This window comes from Herbaspirillum sp., from assembly GCF_017744395.1.
Classification (GTDB): domain Bacteria; phylum Pseudomonadota; class Gammaproteobacteria; order Burkholderiales; family Burkholderiaceae_D; genus Herbaspirillum.
Window position 1 is genome coordinate 786646 of record NZ_JAGIBI010000001.1, and the last position, 19068, is coordinate 805713.

The 19068-nt window shown below is 64.5% G+C and carries 13 protein-coding genes; 7 read left to right on the forward strand and 6 right to left on the reverse strand.

The window, feature by feature from the left end; translation table 11 throughout:
• Window positions 1–78: 78 nt before the first annotated feature.
• From def to smc, 5 genes are all read right to left on the reverse strand, one after another.
• Window positions 79–615 carry a peptide deformylase gene (gene def / locus J7548_RS03520; RefSeq protein WP_290970383.1) on the reverse strand — a complete coding sequence of 179 codons (537 nt, stop codon included), beginning with the start codon at window positions 613–615 and terminating at the stop codon, window positions 79–81.
• Between the two features lie 93 nt (window positions 616–708).
• Complete coding sequence (gene galU, locus J7548_RS03525; protein ID WP_290970386.1) at window positions 709–1596, reverse strand: UTP--glucose-1-phosphate uridylyltransferase GalU; 888 nt, start codon at window positions 1594–1596, stop codon at window positions 709–711.
• Window positions 1597–1701: 105 nt separating this feature from the next.
• Window positions 1702–3762, reverse strand: a complete 2061-nt coding sequence (ligA, locus tag J7548_RS03530) for an NAD-dependent DNA ligase LigA (RefSeq protein ID WP_290970389.1) — start codon at window positions 3760–3762, stop codon at window positions 1702–1704.
• Between the two features lie 24 nt (window positions 3763–3786).
• Window positions 3787–5055, reverse strand: coding sequence for a cell division protein ZipA C-terminal FtsZ-binding domain-containing protein (locus J7548_RS03535; protein ID WP_290970391.1), 1269 nt, complete (start codon window positions 5053–5055; stop codon window positions 3787–3789).
• A 264-nt stretch (window positions 5056–5319) separates the two neighbouring features.
• On the reverse strand, window positions 5320–8850 hold the full coding sequence (gene smc / locus J7548_RS03540; RefSeq protein ID WP_290970394.1) for a chromosome segregation protein SMC: 3531 nt from the start codon (window positions 8848–8850) through the stop codon (window positions 5320–5322).
• A gap of 317 nt (window positions 8851–9167) precedes the next feature.
• Between smc and J7548_RS03545 the strand changes: the two genes are divergently transcribed.
• The gene (locus J7548_RS03545; RefSeq protein ID WP_290970396.1) at window positions 9168–10325 is read left to right on the forward strand and encodes a branched-chain amino acid ABC transporter substrate-binding protein; all 1158 of its coding nucleotides are present in this window, start codon (window positions 9168–9170) and stop codon (window positions 10323–10325) included.
• An 81-nt stretch (window positions 10326–10406) separates the two neighbouring features.
• On the opposite strand, the gene J7548_RS03550 is transcribed toward J7548_RS03545, so the two are convergent.
• Window positions 10407–12155: a methyl-accepting chemotaxis protein gene (locus tag J7548_RS03550; protein ID WP_290970399.1), complete on the reverse strand. Its 1749-nt coding sequence runs from the start codon at window positions 12153–12155 to the stop codon at window positions 10407–10409.
• Window positions 12156–12452: 297 nt separating this feature from the next.
• Here J7548_RS03550 and dapC point away from each other — a divergent pair, with 297 nt between their 5' ends.
• The 6 genes from dapC to J7548_RS03580 all read left to right on the forward strand — a co-directional run bounded on the left by dapC (window position 12453) and on the right by J7548_RS03580 (window position 19029).
• Window positions 12453–13664: a succinyldiaminopimelate transaminase gene (gene dapC, locus J7548_RS03555; RefSeq protein WP_290970402.1), complete on the forward strand. Its 1212-nt coding sequence runs from the start codon at window positions 12453–12455 to the stop codon at window positions 13662–13664.
• Window positions 13665–13721: 57 nt separating this feature from the next.
• Window positions 13722–14558: a 2,3,4,5-tetrahydropyridine-2,6-dicarboxylate N-succinyltransferase gene (gene dapD / locus J7548_RS03560; protein ID WP_290970405.1), complete on the forward strand. Its 837-nt coding sequence runs from the start codon at window positions 13722–13724 to the stop codon at window positions 14556–14558.
• Window positions 14559–14637: 79 nt separating this feature from the next.
• Window positions 14638–14997, forward strand: a complete 360-nt coding sequence (locus J7548_RS03565) for an ArsC family reductase (protein WP_290970407.1) — start codon at window positions 14638–14640, stop codon at window positions 14995–14997.
• A 3-nt stretch (window positions 14998–15000) separates the two neighbouring features.
• Window positions 15001–16128 (forward strand): succinyl-diaminopimelate desuccinylase, encoded by a 1128-nt coding sequence (dapE, locus tag J7548_RS03570; protein ID WP_290970409.1) that lies wholly within the window; start codon window positions 15001–15003, stop codon window positions 16126–16128.
• Window positions 16129–16160: 32 nt separating this feature from the next.
• Window positions 16161–17051: a 50S ribosomal protein L3 N(5)-glutamine methyltransferase gene (prmB, locus tag J7548_RS03575; protein WP_290970411.1), complete on the forward strand. Its 891-nt coding sequence runs from the start codon at window positions 16161–16163 to the stop codon at window positions 17049–17051.
• Window positions 17052–17058: 7 nt separating this feature from the next.
• Complete coding sequence (locus J7548_RS03580) at window positions 17059–19029, forward strand: ATP-binding cassette domain-containing protein (RefSeq protein ID WP_290970413.1); 1971 nt, start codon at window positions 17059–17061, stop codon at window positions 19027–19029.
• Window positions 19030–19068 lie beyond the last annotated feature (39 nt).

The window sequence follows — 19068 nt, forward strand, 5'->3', positions numbered from 1 at the left end:
AACGGCCGGCAGCGAGATTTCGCTGCCGGCCGTTTTTCATTGGCGCACGACAAGAATGTCGTGCGCCGGGGAAGACGTTCAGTCGTCCTGATTGGGGTCGAGTTCCGGGAACAGGATCTCGGTGAAGCCGAACTGGCGGAAGTCGCGGATACGCATCGGATAAAGGATGCCCATCAAGTGGTCGCACTCATGCTGCACCACGCGCGCATGGAAACCGTCGACGGTGCGGTCGATGGCATTGCCGTCCAGGTCGTAGCCCTGGTAGCGCAGCTTGCTCCAGCGCGGCACCACGCCACGCATGCCGGGCACCGACAGGCAGCCTTCCCAGCCGTCTTCCGTTTCATCCGACAAGGGCGTGAGCACCGGGTTGATCAGCACCGTCTCCGGCACGGCCGGCGCATCGGGATAACGCTGGTTGCTGCCGAAACCGAAAATCACCAGTTGCAGGTCGACGCCGATCTGCGGCGCCGCCAACCCGGCGCCGCTGACGGCGCGCATGGTTTCGAACATGTCGTCCACCAGTTGCGCCAGTTCCGGCGTGCCGAACTGCGTCACCGGCTGGGCCTGGCGCAGCAGGCGGGGATCGCCCATTTTGAGGATGTCGCGGATGGCCATGTTTTTTACTCCCAAATGAATGGCGCCCGGCAAAACCGGGCGCCTCCAATCAATTATCGCCTGTTCCGCCGGCAGCTGCCGCGGCCGGCCTTATCAGGCCTTGCCGCCGAGCTCTTTCAGGAACTCGCTGAAGCCGGGGCCGGTTTCCGGGTGCTTCAGGCCCATGGCCACCATCGCCTTCAGGTAGCCCAGCTTGGAGCCGCAGTCATAGCGCTGCCCCTGGTAGCGGTAAGCCAGCACCGATTCGGCCTGCATCAGCTTGGCGATGCCGTCGGTCAGCTGGATCTCGCCGCCGGCGCCGCGACCGATGTTTTCCAGGTAATGGAAGATGCGGTTGTTCAGCACATAGCGGCCGACCACCGCCAGCGTCGAAGGCGCATCTTCCGGCGCCGGCTTTTCGACGATGGCGTTGACGCGCTCGAGGTCGGGCTGGTAAGGCGTGGCGCTGACGATGCCGTATTGTTTGGTATCGGCCCTGGGCACTTCCTGCACGGCCAGCATGCTCATGCCTTCGCGGGCGTAGATATCGGTCATCTGCGCCAGCACCGGCTTGACGCCGGCGTCGGTGTCCATGAAGTCGTCGGCCAGCAGCACGGCGAACGGCTCCTCGCCTACCACCGGACGCGCGCACAGGACGGCATGGCCCAGGCCCAGCGGAGTCGACTGGCGGATGAAGATGCAGTTGACGCTCTTGGGGACGACGTTCTGGACGATCTCCAGCAGCTTCTGCTTGCCGGCGGCTTCCAGTTCGCTTTCCAGCTCGTAAGCCTTGTCGAAGTGGTCTTCGATGGCGCGCTTGTTGCGGCCGGTGATGAACACCATTTCGGTGATGCCGGCGGCCACCGCCTCTTCCACGGCGTAGTGGATCAGCGGCTTGTCGACGATAGGCAGCATTTCCTTGGGCTGCGCCTTGGTGGCCGGCAAGAAGCGGCTGCCCAGGCCTGCCACCGGGAAAACGGCTTTCTTGATCTTCTTGATCATGGTTCTTCCTGAGAATAGAGAGTCTTTTTGCGCCCGATCTGCGTCGGTTGAGCGATTAATGCATTAATGCGAGTCGGGCGCAGTTTAATACAAATCCTATACTTTTCACGGCGCCTCGGCGCATAAAGCCTGGAGCTGCGCCTCGTCCAGGATCGGAATGCCCAGTTCCTCGGCCTTGGCCAGCTTGCTGCCGGCTTCCGCGCCCGCCACCACATAGCTGGTCTTCTTCGACACCGAACCGGCCACCTTGCCGCCGGCCGCCTCGATCAGTTGTGCCGCCTGGTCGCGCGACATGTTGGGCAAGGTACCGGTCAGCACGAAAGTCTTTCCCTGCAAATGCTTTGGTCCGCTGTCGACGCCTTCGGTTTCCGGCCAGCGCACGCCCACGGCGCGCAACTGTTCCACCAGCTCGACATTGAGCGCATCGCTGAAGAACGCTCGAATGGATGTGGCTACCACCGGGCCGATATCGGCCACTTCCAGCAACTGCTCCTCGCTGGCGGCCAGCAGCTTGTCCAGGCTGCCGAAATGGCGCGCCAGTTCCTTGGCCGTGGCCTCGCCCACATGGCGGATGCCCAGCGCGTAGATGAAACGGGCCAGCGTGGTGTCCTTGGACTTCTGCAAGGCATCAAGCACGTTCTGTGCCGACTTCTCGGCCATCCGGTCCAGCGTGGACAGCGCCAGCAGCCCGAGACGGTACAAGTCGGCCGGCGTGGTGACAATGTTGTTGTCCACCAGTTGCTCCACCAACTGCTCGCCCAGCCCTTCGATGTCCATCGCGCGGCGCGAGGCAAAATGCTGCAAGCCACCCTTGCGCTGCGCCGAGCACTTCAGCCAGCCGCCGGAACAACGCGCGATGGCCTCGTCTTCCAGCCGCACGATGGGCGAACCGCAGACCGGGCAGGCGGTGGGCATGACGAAGGCGCGCGCATCGGCCGGACGCTTTTCCGGCACGAACGCCACTACCTCCGGAATCACGTCACCGGCGCGGCGCACGATGACCGTATCGCCGATCTGGATATCCTTGCGGCGCACTTCATCTTCATTGTGCAGCGTGGCATTGGTCACGGTGACACCGCCCACGAACACCGGGTTCAGGCGCGCCACCGGCGTGATGGCGCCGGTACGGCCGACCTGGACTTCGATTTCCACCACTTGCGTCAACGCCTCTTGCGCCGGGAATTTATGCGCCAGCGCGAAACGCGGCGCGCGCGAGACGAAGCCGAGGTGCTTTTGCTGGTCCAGCCGGTCCACCTTGTAGACCACGCCGTCGATCTCGTAAGGCAATTGCTCGCGCTTTTCGCCGATGCCGCGGAAGAAGGCCAGCAAGCCGGCCGCGCCGCTCACCACGGCGCGCTCCTTGCACACCGGCAAGCCGAGTTCCTGGTACCAGTCCAGCAGCGCGGAGTGCGAGGCCGGCATGTCCATGCCTTCCAGCACGCCGATGCCATAGGCGAAAAAGCGCAAGGTACGCTGCGCCGTGATGCGGGAGTCGAGCTGGCGCAGGCTGCCAGCGGCGGCGTTGCGCGGATTGGCGAATTCCTTCTGGCCGGCGTCGCGCTGGCGCTGGTTCAGGCGCGCGAAGTCTTGCTTGTACATCAGCACTTCGCCGCGCACGTCCAGCACCTTGGGGATGTTCTTGCCATGCAGACGCAGAGGGATGGCGCGTACCGTGCGAATATTGGCGGTGACGTTCTCGCCGGTGGTGCCGTCGCCGCGCGTGGCGGCTTGCACCAGCAGGCCGTCGACGTAGCGCAGGCTGATCGCAAGGCCGTCGAACTTCAGCTCGGCGGCGTAGCGCACTTCCTGCATCGACTCCAGCCCATCCATGACGCGCTTGTCGAAGGCTTCGATATCCTCGTCGGAAAAACCGTTGCCCAGCGACAGCATGGGAATGTCGTGCCGTACCGGGTCGAACTGCGGCAACGGCGCGCCGCCCACGCGCTGGGTAGGCGAATCGGAAGTCAACAATTCCGGATGCGCCGTCTCCAGCGCCTGCAACTCCTGGAACAGGCGGTCGTATTCGGAATCGGGAATGCTGGGCTGGTCCAGCACGTAGTAGGCGTGGTTATGCCGGTTCAGTTCGTCGCGCAGCGCATGCGCACGAACCAGCCAGTCCGGCGCCCCTGCCGGGGGCGGACCTTCGGAAAACAAATCTGGTTGCATCTTTGGTTGCCGGGGCGCGGCCCCTTAGCTGAACAGGCGCAGCGCGCGCGTGGAACCTGCGGGAATGTCGGCCGACTCCATGGCGCTGTAGAACGCCGCCACCTGCTCGGCGATATCGGCCAGCGCGGCATCGGACAGCATCTGGTCGCTGTCGTCGACCATGGTGCCGCCCAGGCGCGCGGCCAGCGAACGGGCGCAAGCCACCAGCGCGCCGTAGCCGTCGCGCGAAGGCGCCACGCGCGGCACGTCCAGCAACAGGGTCAGGCGGTCGGTGGTTTCATCGGCCTGGGTAGCGTTGGTCGACAGTGCGAACAGCACCTCGCCCTCGCCGTCCTGCATCACCAGGTAGCCTTCGGTACGGCGGTCGAAGCCCTGGCGGGTCAATGCCGCCAGCAGCGTCGCCAGGCTCCATGGCGCGCCGTTGCTGCGCACGTTCACGCTCAACTGGACGTCGTGGTCGGCGATGAACTGGTGCAGGGCCTGGGCCGTCTTGATGATGTCCGGCATGTCGGGCAGTTCCGGCTCGCCGGACAGCGAATCGGTCAGGTCGCGCAGGCGCATGACCAGTTCCGAATATTCGATCTCGTTCATCGCATTGCTGCGGTTGGCCAGCTGGGCGCCGGCCAGCAAGGCGGTATAGATGCCGCCGTGGTTCACGGCTTCCCATTCGCCTTCGTCGGTACGGCCGATGAAATGCACCGGCTTGTTGCCCACATGGCGCAGGTTCTGCAGCGCCGGCAGCAGCTTGTCGCCGCGCAACGGGTGTTCCAGCGCGATCGGGATGTTGCAGTCGATCAGCTCATCCACAGGCAGTTCGCGCCTGGGCTTGGCCGCCACCGGAGCCTGCTGCTGCGGCTGCGGCGCCGCCTCGCCTTGCCCCTCGGCATCGGCGACAGCTTGCGTCACCGCCGGTTGCGGCGCCGGGGCCGGGGTTTCGGCCAGGACGGCATCGGCCGCCGGCGACGCATCGCCGATATAAGGTTCGCGCTGTTCGAATTCGGCCTGGTCCAGGTAAGCCTTGACCGGCGCCGACACCGGCTTGCGTTCCGGCAGGTCGTACAGGGCGGGTTCCATGCGCTCGCCCGGCGCGTCCGGGGCCGGCGCGAAATCGGCGCTACGCTCGGCTGCCGGCGCTCCCTGTTCCTGCGGCGACATCAGCACATCGTCATGGGATGAAGAAAAGGCGCGCTCCACCGTCTTGCGCGCCTTGTGTTCCTGCCACTTGTTGTAGGAGATGACGCCGACGACAAAGACGCCGCCGATCACGATCAGGCTGGTCTGAAGATCCATCATGCTGCTTGCCCCTTCAGGGTGGCTGGCGAAAACGCCGCGGCCAGGGTGGCGGCACGGCAAAACATGTTCGGCTCGATAAAGCTACTCATTGAAGGAATAAATGTTGTTATTTTTCATGGCCGCGAGGCCGTAAAAAGCACGCCAAAGCACGTCAAACCTGGCAAATCCGGCCCGGGAAACACCCCGGCCGGGCTGTATGACAAGGTTCTCAGGGTAGTGTTCCACCCCTGCCTTGTCAAGCCGACAAAGGCGCACCGGGCCGCCTCAGGCGGCCTGCTCGGCGCTGGAGAAATTGGCGGCCGAGTCCATATCCACCGCCACGATACGCGACACGCCCTGCTCCTGCATGGTCACGCCGATCAGTTGCTGTGCCATCTCCATCGCGATCTTGTTGTGCGAGATGAAGAGGAACTGCGTATGGTCGGACATGCGCTTGACCATGTTGGCGAAGCGTTCGGTGTTGGCGTCGTCCAGCGGCGCGTCCACCTCGTCGAGCAGGCAGAACGGCGCCGGGTTCAGCTGGAACATCGAGAACACCAGCGCGGTCGCGGTCAGCGCCTTTTCGCCGCCCGACAGCAGGTGGATGGTGGCGTTCTTCTTGCCCGGCGGCTGCGCCATGACCTGCACGCCGGAATCCAGGATCTCGTCGCCGGTCATGATGAGCTTGGCCTGGCCGCCGCCGAACAGCACCGGGAACAGTTCCGAGAAGTGGCTGTTGACCTTGTCGAAGGTGTCTTGCAGCAAGTCGCGGGTTTCCATGTCGATCTTGTGGATCGCATCCTGCAGCGTGGTGATGGCTTCGTTCAGGTCGGCGTGCTGGGCGTCGAGGAAGTGCTTGCGCTCGGACGCCGTGGCCAGTTCGTCCAGCGCCGCCAGGTTGACCGCGCCCAGCGCCGCGATGGCGTTGGTCAGGCGGGTCACTTCGCCTTGCAGGTAGGACGGGCGCATGTCGTCGGTCAGCTTCTCCGACAGCGCGGCTTCGTCGGCCTGGGTCTGCGCCAGCGCTTCCGAGAACTGCTCCTGGTTCAGGCGCGCGGCCTGTTCCTTCAACTGCAGTTCGGTGATGCGGTCGCGCTGCGGCTGCAGGCTGCGTTCGGCCTGCATGCGATTTTCTTCATGCGTGCGCAGTTGCTGCGACAACTGGTCCAGCTCGTGGCGGGCGTCGGCCAGCGCGCGCTCCTGCTCGCTGCGGCGGTCCAGCAGTTCCTGCAGGCCGGCCTGGGCCGCCTGGTCGTCCAGGCTTTCCAGTTCCAGGCTGCCTTGCTGCATGCTGGCGAACAGTTGCGCCGCCTGTTCCAGCGCGGTGGCGATGCTGCGCTTCAGTTCCTCGATCTTGCTGCGCTGGGATTTCTCGGCGAATTCGGTTTCCTGCGCGGCGCGTTCCAGTTCGCGCAGGCGGGTGCGCGCATCGTTCAACTGCTGTTCCTTGCCGAGGTAATCGGTCTGGCCGTTCTCGTGCTGCTCCTGCAGTTCGGCCAGTTCGATGTCGAGCTGCTCGAAACGCGCTTCGGATTCGGCCTGCACCTGCTGCTGCTCGGCTTCCTGCATGCCGATTTCTTCCAGGTCGGTGGCGATCTGGGTGCTGCGCTGGTTGAAGCGCTCCTGCACCTCGGCCAGCTTCATCACTTCGATCTGCAGGCTGTGCGCCGACTGGGTCAGGCTGCCCACGCGCTGGCGCAGTTCCTGCAGGCGCTGCGAAGCCGCCGACAAGGCTGCCTCGGCGCGCACGGCGCGGCCCTTTGCTTCCTCGGCCAGCATGTATTGCGCGCGCTGCTGCTTGGTGATGTTCTCGATTTCCTGCTGGCGCGCCAGCATGCCGTCCTGCTCCGAATCCGATGCGTAGAAACGCACGCTGGACTGGCTTACCACATGCCCCTGGCGGGTGACGAACACGCCGCCCAGCGGCAGGCTGGAACGCTCGGCGAAGGCGATGGCGGTGTCGTCGGCGACATAGACGTCCTTGAGCCAGTCGTTCATCAGCGCGCGCTGGCCGGGATCGCTCAGTTGCAGCAAGTTGATGAATGGCTTCAAGCCATTCGTTGCCGACGGCGCCGGCTGGGCGATGCCGGCATTGGGCGCGTACAGCGCCAGCTTGGCCGGCGGGGCATCGGCGAAGAAGGCCTTGGCCCAGTCCAGGTTGGACATTTCCAGCGCCGACATGCGCTCGCGCAGCACCGCTTCCAGCGCGGTTTCCCAGCCCGATTCGATATGCAGCTTCTGCCACAGGCGCGGCAGCTCGGCCAGGCCGTGCTTTTCCAGCCAGGGCTGCACCTTGCCTTGCGCCTGCACGCTTTCCTGCAATTGCTTCAGGGCTGACAGGCGCGCTTCCAATTGGGCGTTGGCCGAGGTCTCCTTGCTGACCAGTTCCTGCGCGGCGCGGCGCTCTTCCTCCAGGCGCGGCACCTGCTCCTGGGCTTCTTCCAGGTACATGTTGGCTTCTTCCAGCGAAGCCTGCTTCTCTTCCAGTTGCAGCCTGAGGTTGGACAGGTGCACGTCGTCCGGCATGGCCAGGCCGTTCTTTTCCTGCATCAGGCGCTCGCGGCGCGCGGCCAGGCCGGAGAGGATGTTGGAGGCGTTGCGCTGGTGCGTGGACTGCAGCTCGATCTGCTGCTGCACCTGCATAATCTTGCCGCGCGATTCGGTGGTCTTCAACTGGGACTCGCGCCAGGCCTGCTCCAGCGCCGGCAGGCGTTCGTTGGCGTCCTGCACCGCCTGTTGCGATTGTTCGACGCGCATGCCGAGCTCTTCCAGCGCGATCTCGGCCTCGGCCAGTTCCTCCTGCTGCTGCGAGCCCTGGCGCTGCCACTGGTCGCGCTGGGCGGTCAACGAGTTCAACTGCGACTGCAGGCGATTGCGCGATTCGATGACGAACTTGATCTGCGCTTCCAGGCTGCCGATCTCGGAGTTGGTCTGGTACAGGTGGCCTTGCGCCTGGTGCAGGCGATCGCCGGCGCCGTAGTGGGCCTGGCGCATGTGTTCCAGCTCGGCCTCGACGTGGCGCAGCTTGGCGGTCTGCTCTTCCAGGTCGATCTGAGCGCGCTCGATTTCCTTGAAGAATTTTTCCTGCTCGGCCTTGGCTTCGTTCTTGCGCAGCAGCCACAGCAGCTTCTGCTTTTCTTCCTGGTCGTTTTGCAGTTCGTGGAATTTCTTGGCCACGGCGGCCTGCGCTTCCAGCTTTTCCAGGTTGGCATTCAACTCGCGCAGGATGTCTTCCAGGCGGGTCAGGTTCTCGGTGGTGTCGTGCAGGCGGTTCTCGGTCTCGCGGCGGCGTTCCTTGTACTTGGACACGCCGGCGGCTTCTTCCAGGAAGATGCGCAGCTCTTCCGGGCGCGCCTCAATGATGCGCGAGATCATGCCCTGGCCGATGATGGCGTAGGCGCGCGGGCCAAGGCCGGTGCCGAGGAAGATGTCCTGGATATCGCGGCGGCGCACCGACTGGTTGTTGATGTAGTACGAGGAGGTACCGTCGCGCGTGAGCGTGCGCTTGACGGCGATTTCGGCGTACTGGCTCCATTGCCCCGCGGCCTTGCCGGCGGAGTTGTCGAACACCAGTTCGACCGAGGCGCGCCCGGCCGGCTTGCGGTGGGTGGAGCCGTTGAAGATGACGTCCTGCATGGATTCGCCGCGCAGTTCGGAGGCCTTGGATTCGCCCAGCACCCAGCGAACGGCATCGATGATGTTGGATTTGCCGCAGCCGTTCGGCCCGACCACGCCCACCAGCTGCCCCGGAACCTGGAAATGCGTTGGCTCGACGAAGGACTTGAATCCTGACAATTTAATGGAAGTTAGACGCACGTTATCGACAAAATAAACTGGTTGGCAGAAAGCGGAAAATTAGCTTCCGGAAAGGCCGGTATCATAACATCGCCAGCCCCCGGCACGGCCAAATCGCCTGCGATTCCCCCTTATGGCCGTGCTGCCGCGCTTGCAGCCAGCCCCCCATCCAGGGGCAAAAAACATTGCACAGATGAAACTCGGATTGGTGCTACTATCGCCGCAACACTTTCCGAAACGGAACTTTCCAACACGTCATGCCAGGGGGCGGGCAAATGAAGGAATCCGGAATATGGCATCGGATATCGGGATATGCCGACGCGCAAGACCATGGACGCATGGACACGCTGGGCAAACGGCGGCGCCTGCTCCAGAGCGGCGCATTGGCCTTGCTTGGCTCGCTGCCGCCCTGGGCGTTGGCGGCCGACGAAGGACAGGCGATCACGTTCGGTTTCGCCGGCGGGCTCGGCGCCAAGCTGCAGTCCAACATCAGTTTCAGCTCGCGCGACGGCGCCCTGCAGGCGATAGAAGAAGCCAACCAGCGCGGCATCATGATCGGCGGCAAGCTCACGCGCTTTTCCCTGCGCCTGGCCGACGATCAGTCTGAACCCAACTTCGCGCGCATCACCGCCAACGCCCTGATCGCCGCCAAGGTGGCGGCAGTGATCGGCCACGACACGACCGACACCAGCGTCGCCGCCCTGCCCATCTATGCCGACGCCGGCATTGCGATGATCACGCCCACCTCCACCGGGCGCGTGATCACGGCATCCGGCTACGACAACGTGTTCCAGTTGCCCGGCCACACCGGCGTCACCACCGGGTTGCTGGCCGAAGCCGCCGCCGGCATCATCCGCGCCCGCCGCATCGCCGTCCTGGAAAACGGCACCCAGCTGGGCGCGGCGCTGGCCGAAGGCTTCATCCAGAACCTCAAGCCGCTGGGCATCGAAATCGTGACGCGCGAGGCGGTCGCGCCCAAGAGTTCCGACTTCAACGCCCCGCTGTCGCGCCTGAAGAACAGCGCGCCCGACCTGCTGTTCTTTACCGGCGTCGGCCCCCAGGTCAGCGCCTTCCTGCAAAACTTCCAGCGCCTGAACCTGCGCTGCCGGCTGCTGGTCGCAGGCGGCGCCGTCAACACCGAATTTCCGCATGCAGGCTCCTACCCGGACAACTCCTACCTGCTGATACACGGCTTGCCGCCGGAAAAGCGGCCGGGCTATGCCGAGTTCGAAAAATCCTACCGGAGCCGCTTCGACACGGCCATCAGCGCCTACACCATGTTCGCCTACGACGCGGTCGGCATGGCGATCGAAGCGATGCGGCGGCTGGATTCGGCCAATCCCAGGCAGCTCATCGCCGAACTGCACAAGATGAAATACAAGGGCATCTCCGGCAACATCTCCTTCACCGCCGACGGCAGCCAGTCCAATCCGCCCTATACGCTGTACCAGGCGAACCAGCAATACTGGAGGCCGGTCAAGGCTTACGGCGGCTGATGCCGGCATGTCCCGCCGCCATAAAAAAACGCCGCGACGTTGAATCGCGGCGTTTTTGTTTTCAGCTTCCCGAGGGAAAAATCAGAAGGTCTCCCATTCGTCATCGTTGATGACGGGCTTGCCCTTGGCGGGCGCCGGAGCCGGCAAAGGGGCTGCCGCCGGCTTGGCTGCAGTCTTCGGAACGGCACGCTTGACGGCCGCGGCCGGCTTGGAAGCGGGCGCAGGCCGGATCGCCGCCAGCGCCGGGGCCGGCGTTTTCACCAGCACGGCAGCATCGGCGCCTTCTTCAACGCGGAAGGCCGCCACCGCCTCCTTGAGGCGGCGCGCCTGGTCTTCCAGCGAACCGGCGGCCGCCGCCGCCTCTTCGACCAGGGCGGCGTTCTGCTGCGTGACCTGGTCCATCTGGCCGATCGCGTGGTTGACCTGCTCGATGCCGTTGCGCTGCTCTTCGGACGCTGCAGAAATCTCGCCGACGATGTCTGTCAGGCGGCGCACCGCGGCCACCACTTCGCCCATGGTTTCGCCGGCGCGCGCCACCTGCTCCGAACCGCTGCCCACGCGCTGCACCGAATCCTCGATCAGGGCCTTGATTTCCTTGGCCGCCTGCGCGCTGCGCTGGGCCAGGCTGCGCACTTCGGACGCCACCACCGCGAAGCCGCGGCCCTGCTCGCCGGCGCGCGCGGCTTCCACCGCCGCGTTCAGCGCCAGGATGTTGGTCTGGAAGGCGATGCCGTCGATCACGCCGATGATGTCGGAAATCTTGCGCGAGCTTTCGGTGATGCCTTCCATGGTCTGCACTACCTGCCCCACCACTTCGCCGCCGCGGCTGGCGATGTCGGAAGCGCTGTTGGCCAACTGGCCGGCCTGACGCGCGTTGTCGGCGTTCTGCTTCACCGTCGAGGTCAGCGAGTCCATGCTGGACGCCGTGGTGGCCAGCGAACCGGCCTGCTGTTCGGTGCGCGAAGACAGGTCGAGGTTGCCGGCGGCGATCTCGCGCGCGCCGATGTCGATGGCGTCGGTACCGTGGTGGATGCCCTTGATCACGGTAGCCAGGCGTTCCCGCATGGTCGCCATCTCGTACAGCAGGCTCTTGGTGTCGCCGGGGCGGGTATCGACGCGCACGGTCAGGTCGCCGGAGGCGATGCGGGTGGCGATATTGACCGCATAGGCCGGCTCGCCGCCCAGGCTGCGCGTGATGCGGCGGGTCAGCGCCAGCATCATGGCCGACACCACTACGCCCACCACCAGCAAAATGCCCAGCAGCTTGATCAGGTCGGAGCGGAATTTGGCGTCGATGTCGTTCAGGAACACGCCCGTGACCAGGTTCCAGTCCCAGGCTTCGTTATGGATCAGGTAGCTCAGCTTGCGGGTGCGGTTGCTGTCGTCGGCCCCCGGCAGGCGTCCCATGTATTCGACGAAGCCCTGCTTCTGCTCCTTGCCGACCTTGACCATCTCGACATAGTAGAGCTTGCCGTCCGAATCCTTGCGGTCGGCCACATTCTTGCCGACCACGTTCTTGTTGGTCGGGTGCATCAGCACCACCGGCGTCGAATCGAACACGAACAGGTAATTGTCGCCGTCGTAGCGCATGGACGCGATGCGTTCCAGCGCCGCTTTTTGCGCGTCGGCCTTCTGCAGGCGGCCGGCGGCGACATCGCCGGCATAGCTGGCGACCACGCCGTTGGCGGCCTCCACCACGCGGCGCAGGCCGTCCTTGCGTTCATTGATCATGTTTTCGCGAGCGCTGAAAGCCGACCAGGCCGCCAGCACCAGCAACCCTATCCACATCACCACGAGGGCGGACAGGAGTTGCGCTTTGAGACTTTTCATTATTGTTCCCCGTATGACGCTGCCGGCGATGGCTTGCCGGCAGAAATTGGCGAATTGCAACGATAAGCCACAAAGGAGGCTGACAAACGGCTGAATACACTGCCATCGTCCCCGCGATTTTTCGGATTGCCGCCCTCCCCCTCAGCCGCGACGTTGCCATTTCGATAATCCCGGGGACGCGGCAGCGGTGCATCCGGTGTTGCAATAACGGTATAATCGCCAACTTTCCCCAGCCCTTTGCAAAGGCCGCCCGCGACGTTGCGCGGATCGGCTGCGAGGCTTTTCCAGTTCAGCGCCGTGAATCCCCTACTCGACCAACTGCAGCCCTATCCTTTCGAAAAGCTCAAGAAGCTGTTCGACGGCATCACTCCCGATCCGGCCTATCGCGCCATCAGCCTGGGCATCGGCGAGCCCAAGCACCCGACGCCGGCTTTCATCCAGCAGGCGCTATCCGGCAACCTGGCCGGCCTGGCCAGCTACCCGGCCACGCTGGGCAGCGAAGCGCTGCGCGGCGCCGTCGCCGACTGGCTGCAAAAGCGCTACGGCATCCCCCGCCCCGATCCGGCCACCCAGATCCTGCCGGTGAACGGTTCGCGCGAGGCGCTGTTCGCGCTGGCGCAGACCGTGATCGACCCGACCAAGCCGGGCGCGCTGGTGATGTGCCCCAATCCGTTCTACCAGATCTATGAAGGCGCGGCCTACCTGTCCGGCGCCCAGCCCTATTTCGTCAACTCCGATCCGGCGCGCAATTTCGCACCCGATTACAGCCGCGTGCCGGAAGACGTATGGTCGCGCGTGCAGCTGCTGTTCGTGTGCTCGCCAGGCAACCCGACCGGCGCCGTGCTGTCGCTGGAAGACTGGAAGGAATTGTTCGCGCTGTCGGACCGCTACGGCTTCGTGATCGCCTCCGACGAGTGCTATTCGGAAATCTATTTCAAGAACGACCCGCCGCTGGGCGGCATGGAAGCCGCGCACAAGCTGGGCCGCGGCTACGAACGCCTGATCTCGTTCTCCAGCCTGTCCAAGCGCTCCAACGTGCCGGGCATGCGCTCGGGATTCGTGGCTGGCGACGCCGCCATCCTGAAGAAATTCCTGCTGTACCGCACCTACCAGGGCGGCGCCATGAGCCCGGTGATCCAGGCGGCTTCGGTCGCGGCATGGCAGGACGAAACCCACGTGCAGGACAACATCGCCAAGTACGTCGCCAAGTTCTCGCAAGTCACCCCGTTGCTGCAGGAAGTGCTGGACGTGGCCCTGCCCGACGCCAGCTTCTACCTGTGGGCCAACGTCGGCAAGCTGGTCGACATCAGCGACGAGGAATTCGCCCGCCGCCTGTACGCCGAATATAATGTCACCGTCCTGCCGGGCAGCTACCTGGCGCGCGAGGCGCACGGCGTCAATCCGGGCGCCGGCCGCATCCGCATGGCGCTGGTGGCCGAAGTGGAAGAATGCCTGGAAGCGGCGCAACGCATCGTCGCCTTCACCAGGAAATTGGCCGCCGGCAAATAAGCCCGCTCACATCGCAACCCGTTTTTATTTTTCACCCAACCGTTCATAGACGACAACATGACACAGTCCATTCAGCAAATCATCGATCAGGCGTGGGAAGACCGCGCCAGCCTGTCCCCCAAGACCGCCCCGGCCGACATCCGCAATGCGGTGGCCGAAGTGATCGCAGGCCTGAACGATGGCACCCTGCGCGTTGCCAACCGCCAAGGCGTCGGCCAATGGCAGGTCAACCAGTGGGTGAAGAAGGCCATCCTGCTGTCGTTCCGCCTGGAAGACAACGTCGTGGTGTCGTCCGGTACCCCCGGCTATCCGCAGTTCTACGACAAGGTGCCGACCAAGTTCGCCAACTACACCGCTGAAGACTTCGCCAAGGGCGGCTTCCGCGTGGTGCCGCCGGCGGTTGCCCGCCACGGCTCCTTCATCGGCAAGAACGTGGTGCTGATGCCCTCCTACGTGAACATCGGCGCCTACGTCGACGAAGGCGCCATGGTCGACACCTGGGCCACCGTCGGCTCGGCCGCGCAGATCGGCAAGAACGTCCACCTGTCCGGCGGAGTCGGCATCGGCGGCGTGCTGGAGCCGGTACAGGCCGGCCCGGTCATCATCGAAGACAACTGCTTCATCGGCGCCCGTTCGGAAGTCGTGGAAGGCGTGATCATCGAGGAAAACTCGGTGCTGTCGATGGGCGTGTACATCGGCCAGTCGACCAAGATCTACGACCGCGAAACCGGCGAAGTGCATTACGGCCGCGTGCCGGCAGGCTCGGTCGTGGTGCCGGGCAACCTGCCGTCCAAGGATGGCAAGTACAGCCTGTACGCCGCGATCATCGTCAAGAAGGTCGACGCCCAGACCCGTTCCAAGACTTCGATCAACGAACTGCTGCGCGGCGAGTAATCCCGACACGCAGGTAGTGCCACGCGCCGCGCCGGACGTCTCGTACGCCGGCGCGGCGTCGTGTTCTGAGGACTAATGCATGGCAAAGAACATCACCCTGTACGGCATCCCCAACTGCGACACCGTCAAGAAAGCCCGCGTGTGGCTGGACGAGCAAGGCATCGCCTACAGCTTCCACGATTTCAAGAAGGCCGGGCTGGATGCCGCGCAGGCGCAAGCCTGGTTGAAGGACGTCGAACGCGACGTGCTGGTCAACCGCAAGGGCACCACCTGGCGCGCGCTGCCGGACGAACGCAAGGCCGCGATCACCGACGATGCATCGGCCGTGGCGCTGATGGTGGAAAACCCGTCGGTGGTCAAGCGCCCGGTGCTGTTCGACGGCAAGCAATATCACGTCGGCTTCAAGGCCGACCAGTATCAACACATTTTCGGCAAATAAATCATGAGCAAGACGCTGGCCCTGACCCAGGAACTGATTTCCCTCTCCTCCGTCACCCCTGAAGACAAAGGCTGCCAGGCGCGGCTGGCGGAACTGCTCGCGCCGCTGGGCTTCGCGTGCGAGACCATCCAGTCCGGCGACGTCACCAACCTGTGGGCGCGCAAAGGCACGGAACAACCGCTGCTGGTATTCGCCGGCCACACCGACGTGGTGCCCACCGGCCCGGTCGACAAATGGCAGTCGCACCCGTTCCAGCCGACCATCAAGGATGGCCGCCTGTACGGCCGCGGCGCCTCCGACATGAAGACCTCGATCGCCGCCATGGTGGTGGCCTGCGAGGAATTCATCGCGGCCAATCCCGGCCACAAGGGTTCGATCGGCTTCCTGATCACCAGCGACGAGGAAGGCCCGGCCATCGACGGCACCGTGGTCGTGTGCAATGAACTCAAGGCGCGCGGCGAGAAGCTGGACTACTGCATCGTCGGCGAACCGACCTCGGCCAAGACCCTGGGCGACATGATCAAGAACGGCCGCCGTGGCACCATGTCCGGCAAGCTGACCGTCAAGGGCATCCAGGGCCACATCGCCTATCCGCAACTGGCGCGCAACCCGATCCACCAGGCCGCCCCGGCGCTGGCCGAACTGGTGGCCGAGCAATGGGACGCCGGCAACGAGTACTACCTGCCGACTTCCTGGCAGGTGTCCAACATCCACGGCGGCACCGGCGCGTCCAACGTGATTCCCGGCGACGTGGTGATCGACTTCAACTTCCGCTTCTCCACCGCCAGCACCGTGGAAGGCTTGCAGCAGCGCGTGCACGCCATCCTCGACAAGCACGGCCTGGAATACGACCTGAAGTGGACGGTCGGCGGCCTGCCCTTCCTGACCCCGCGCGGCGACCTCTCCGGCGCGCTGGCCAAGGCGATCAAGGACGAGACCGGACTGGAAACCGAACTCTCGACCACCGGCGGCACCTCGGACGGCCGCTTCATCGCGCAGATCTGCCCGCAGGTGATCGAGTTCGGCCCGCCCAACGACAGCATCCACAAGATCGACGAGCACATCGAAGTGCGCTACATCGATCCGCTGAAGAACATTTACCGCAAGACGCTGGAAAACCTGCTGGGTTAAGCAGGCACCGCACATCGCCAGAGATCGACACCATGACACCCAACAACTTCTCCACCGTGCGCGACCTGTTGCGCTTCGCCGTGACCCGCTTCAACACCGAGCAACTGTTCTTCGGCCACGGCAGCAGCAACGCCTTCGACGAGGCGGCCTACCTGATCCTGCATACGCTGAAGCTGCCGCTGGACCAGCTCGATCCCTTCCTCGACGCGCGCCTGCTGCCCGACGAGATCGCCGCCGTCATGCGCATGATCGAGCGCCGCAGCAAGGACCGCGTGCCGGCCGCCTATCTCACCAACGAAGCCTGGCTGGGCGCCTACCGCTTCTACGTGGACGAGCGCGTGATCGTGCCGCGCTCCTTCATCGCCGAACTGATCCCGCACCATTTCTCGCCGTGGATCCAGGATCCGGACGCCATCGAAAACGTGCTGGACCTGTGCACCGGTTCCGGCTGCCTGCCGATCCTGCTGGCCGACGCCTTCCCCAACGCCCAGGTCGATGCCGTCGACATCTCGGCCGATGCGCTGGAAGTGGCGCACAGGAACGTCGCCGACTACCACCTGCAAGACCGCATCACGCTGGTCGAATCCGACCTCTACACGCAACTGGCGCCGCGCAAGTACGACCTGATCATCAGCAATCCGCCTTACGTGAATTCCGGCTCGATGGCCAAGCTGCCGCAGGAATACCTGCGCGAGCCGCAACTGGCGCTGGCCGGCGGAGAAGACGGCATGGACCTGGTGCGCAAGATCGTAGCCGGCGCCGCCGAACGCCTGACCGAAAACGGCGTGCTGGTGGTCGAGATCGGCAACGAACGCGAATTCGCCGAAGCCGCCTTCCCCGACCTGGAACTGACCTGGCTGACCACCAGCGCCGGCGACGACATGGTGTTCCTGCTCACGGCCGAACAGTTGCAACTGAACTAAGCACGCAATGATCCGTTTCCAGCAAGTTTCCCTCCAGCGCGGCGTCAAGCCGTTGCTGGAGAATGTCGACCTCACGCTCAACCCGGGCGACAAGATCGGCCTGATCGGCGCCAACGGCGCCGGCAAGTCCAGCCTGTTCGCCATGCTGCGCGACGAACTGCATCCCGACCAGGGCAGCATCGACTTCCCCGCGCGCTGGCGCATGGCCTATGTGGCGCAGGAAACCCCGGCGCTGGATCGCGCGGCGATCGAATACGCCATCGACGGCGATGCCCACCTGCGCGAACTGCAAGCCGCGCTGGCAGAGGCCGAAGCGCAGCCCGACGCCACCCATGACGGCAACCGCATCGCCGAACTGCACACCGCGCTGGCCGATGCCGACGCCTACACCGTGCGCTCGCGCGCCGAGCAATTGCTGCTGGGCCTGGGCTTTTCGCTGGAGCAGATGGAACGGCCGGTGGCCAGTTTCTCGGGCGGCTGGCGCATGCGCCTGAACCTGGCGCAGGCGCTGATGTGCCCGTCCGACCTGCTGCTGCTGGACGAACCGACCAACCACCTGGACCTGGACGCCATCATCTGGTTGGAAGACTGGCTGAAGCGCTACCAGGGCACGCTCTTGATCATCTCCCACGACCGCGACTTCCTTGACGGCGTGGTCAACGTGATCGTCCACATCGACGACCGCAAGCTGAAGCGCTATTCCGGCAACTATTCCTCGTTCGAGCGCCAGCGTTCGGCGCAACTGGAACTGATGGCCGGCATGATCGAAAAGCAGCAGCGCCAACGCGCCCACCTGCAATCCTTCATCGACCGCTTCAAGGCCAAGGCCACCAAGGCGCGCCAGGCGCAAAGCCGGATGAAGGCGCTGTCGAAGATGGAAGAACTGGCGCCGCTGCGCGCGGCGGCTGAATTCTCGTTCGAGTTCCGCGAGCCGCTTTCCGCGCCGAATCCGCTGCTGGTGATGGAAAAGGTCAATGCCGGCTATCGCATCGGAGAGGATGAGAAGATCATCGTGCGCGGCATCGACTTCTCGCTGCAGAACGGCCAGCGTATCGGCCTGCTGGGCGTCAACGGCGCCGGCAAGTCGACGCTGATCAAGACCGTGGCGGGCGAGATCGATCCATTGTCCGGCACCTCCCGTTTAGGCAAGGGCCTGGTGATCGGCTACTTCGCCCAGCACCAGGTCGAGATGCTGCGCCACGACGAATCGCCGCTGTGGCACATAACACGGCTGGCGCCGGACGTGCGCGAGCAGGAACTGCGCAACTTCCTCGGCAGCTTCAATTTCAACGGCACCATGGCGACCTCCTCGATCGCGCCCTTCTCCGGCGGCGAAAAGGCGCGCCTGGCGCTGGCGCTGATCGTGTGGCAGCGCCCCAACCTGCTGCTGCTGGACGAACCAACCAACCACCTCGACCTGGAAACCCGTGAAGCGCTGACGATGGCGTTGGCGCAGTTCGAAGGCACGCTGGTGCTGGTCTCGCACGATCGCCACCTGCTGCGCGCCACCACCGACCAGTTCCTGATCGTGGCCGACGGCAAGCTGCAGCCGTTCGACGGCGACCTCGACGACTACAAGGACTGGCTGTTCAAGACCAAGCTGGCCGCGCGCAACGATGCCGCTGCCGCGCCGTCCGCGCCCCTGCCCGGCAAGGTGGCCGCCGAGCCGGAAGCGGCCGTGTCGCTGGTCGACCGCAAGGAGCAAAAGCGCCTGGAGGCCGAGCAGCGGCAAAAGATGTCGGCCCTGAAGAAGCCGATCGAACAGCGCATCAAGCACCTCGACGAACAGATCGCCAAGCTCAACGCCCGCAAGTCCGAGATCGACGCGCGCCTGGCCAGCCCGGACATCTACGACGCCGCCAACAAGGAAGAACTCAAGACGCTGATCACCGACCAGGCCTATTGCGCCAAGGAACTCGAACAGATGGAAAACGAGTGGCTGGAGCAGCAGGACGCGCTGGAGCAGCTGCAAGCCTGAAGCGGCCCGTGCGGCATAAGCTTCCTACATCAATGTATG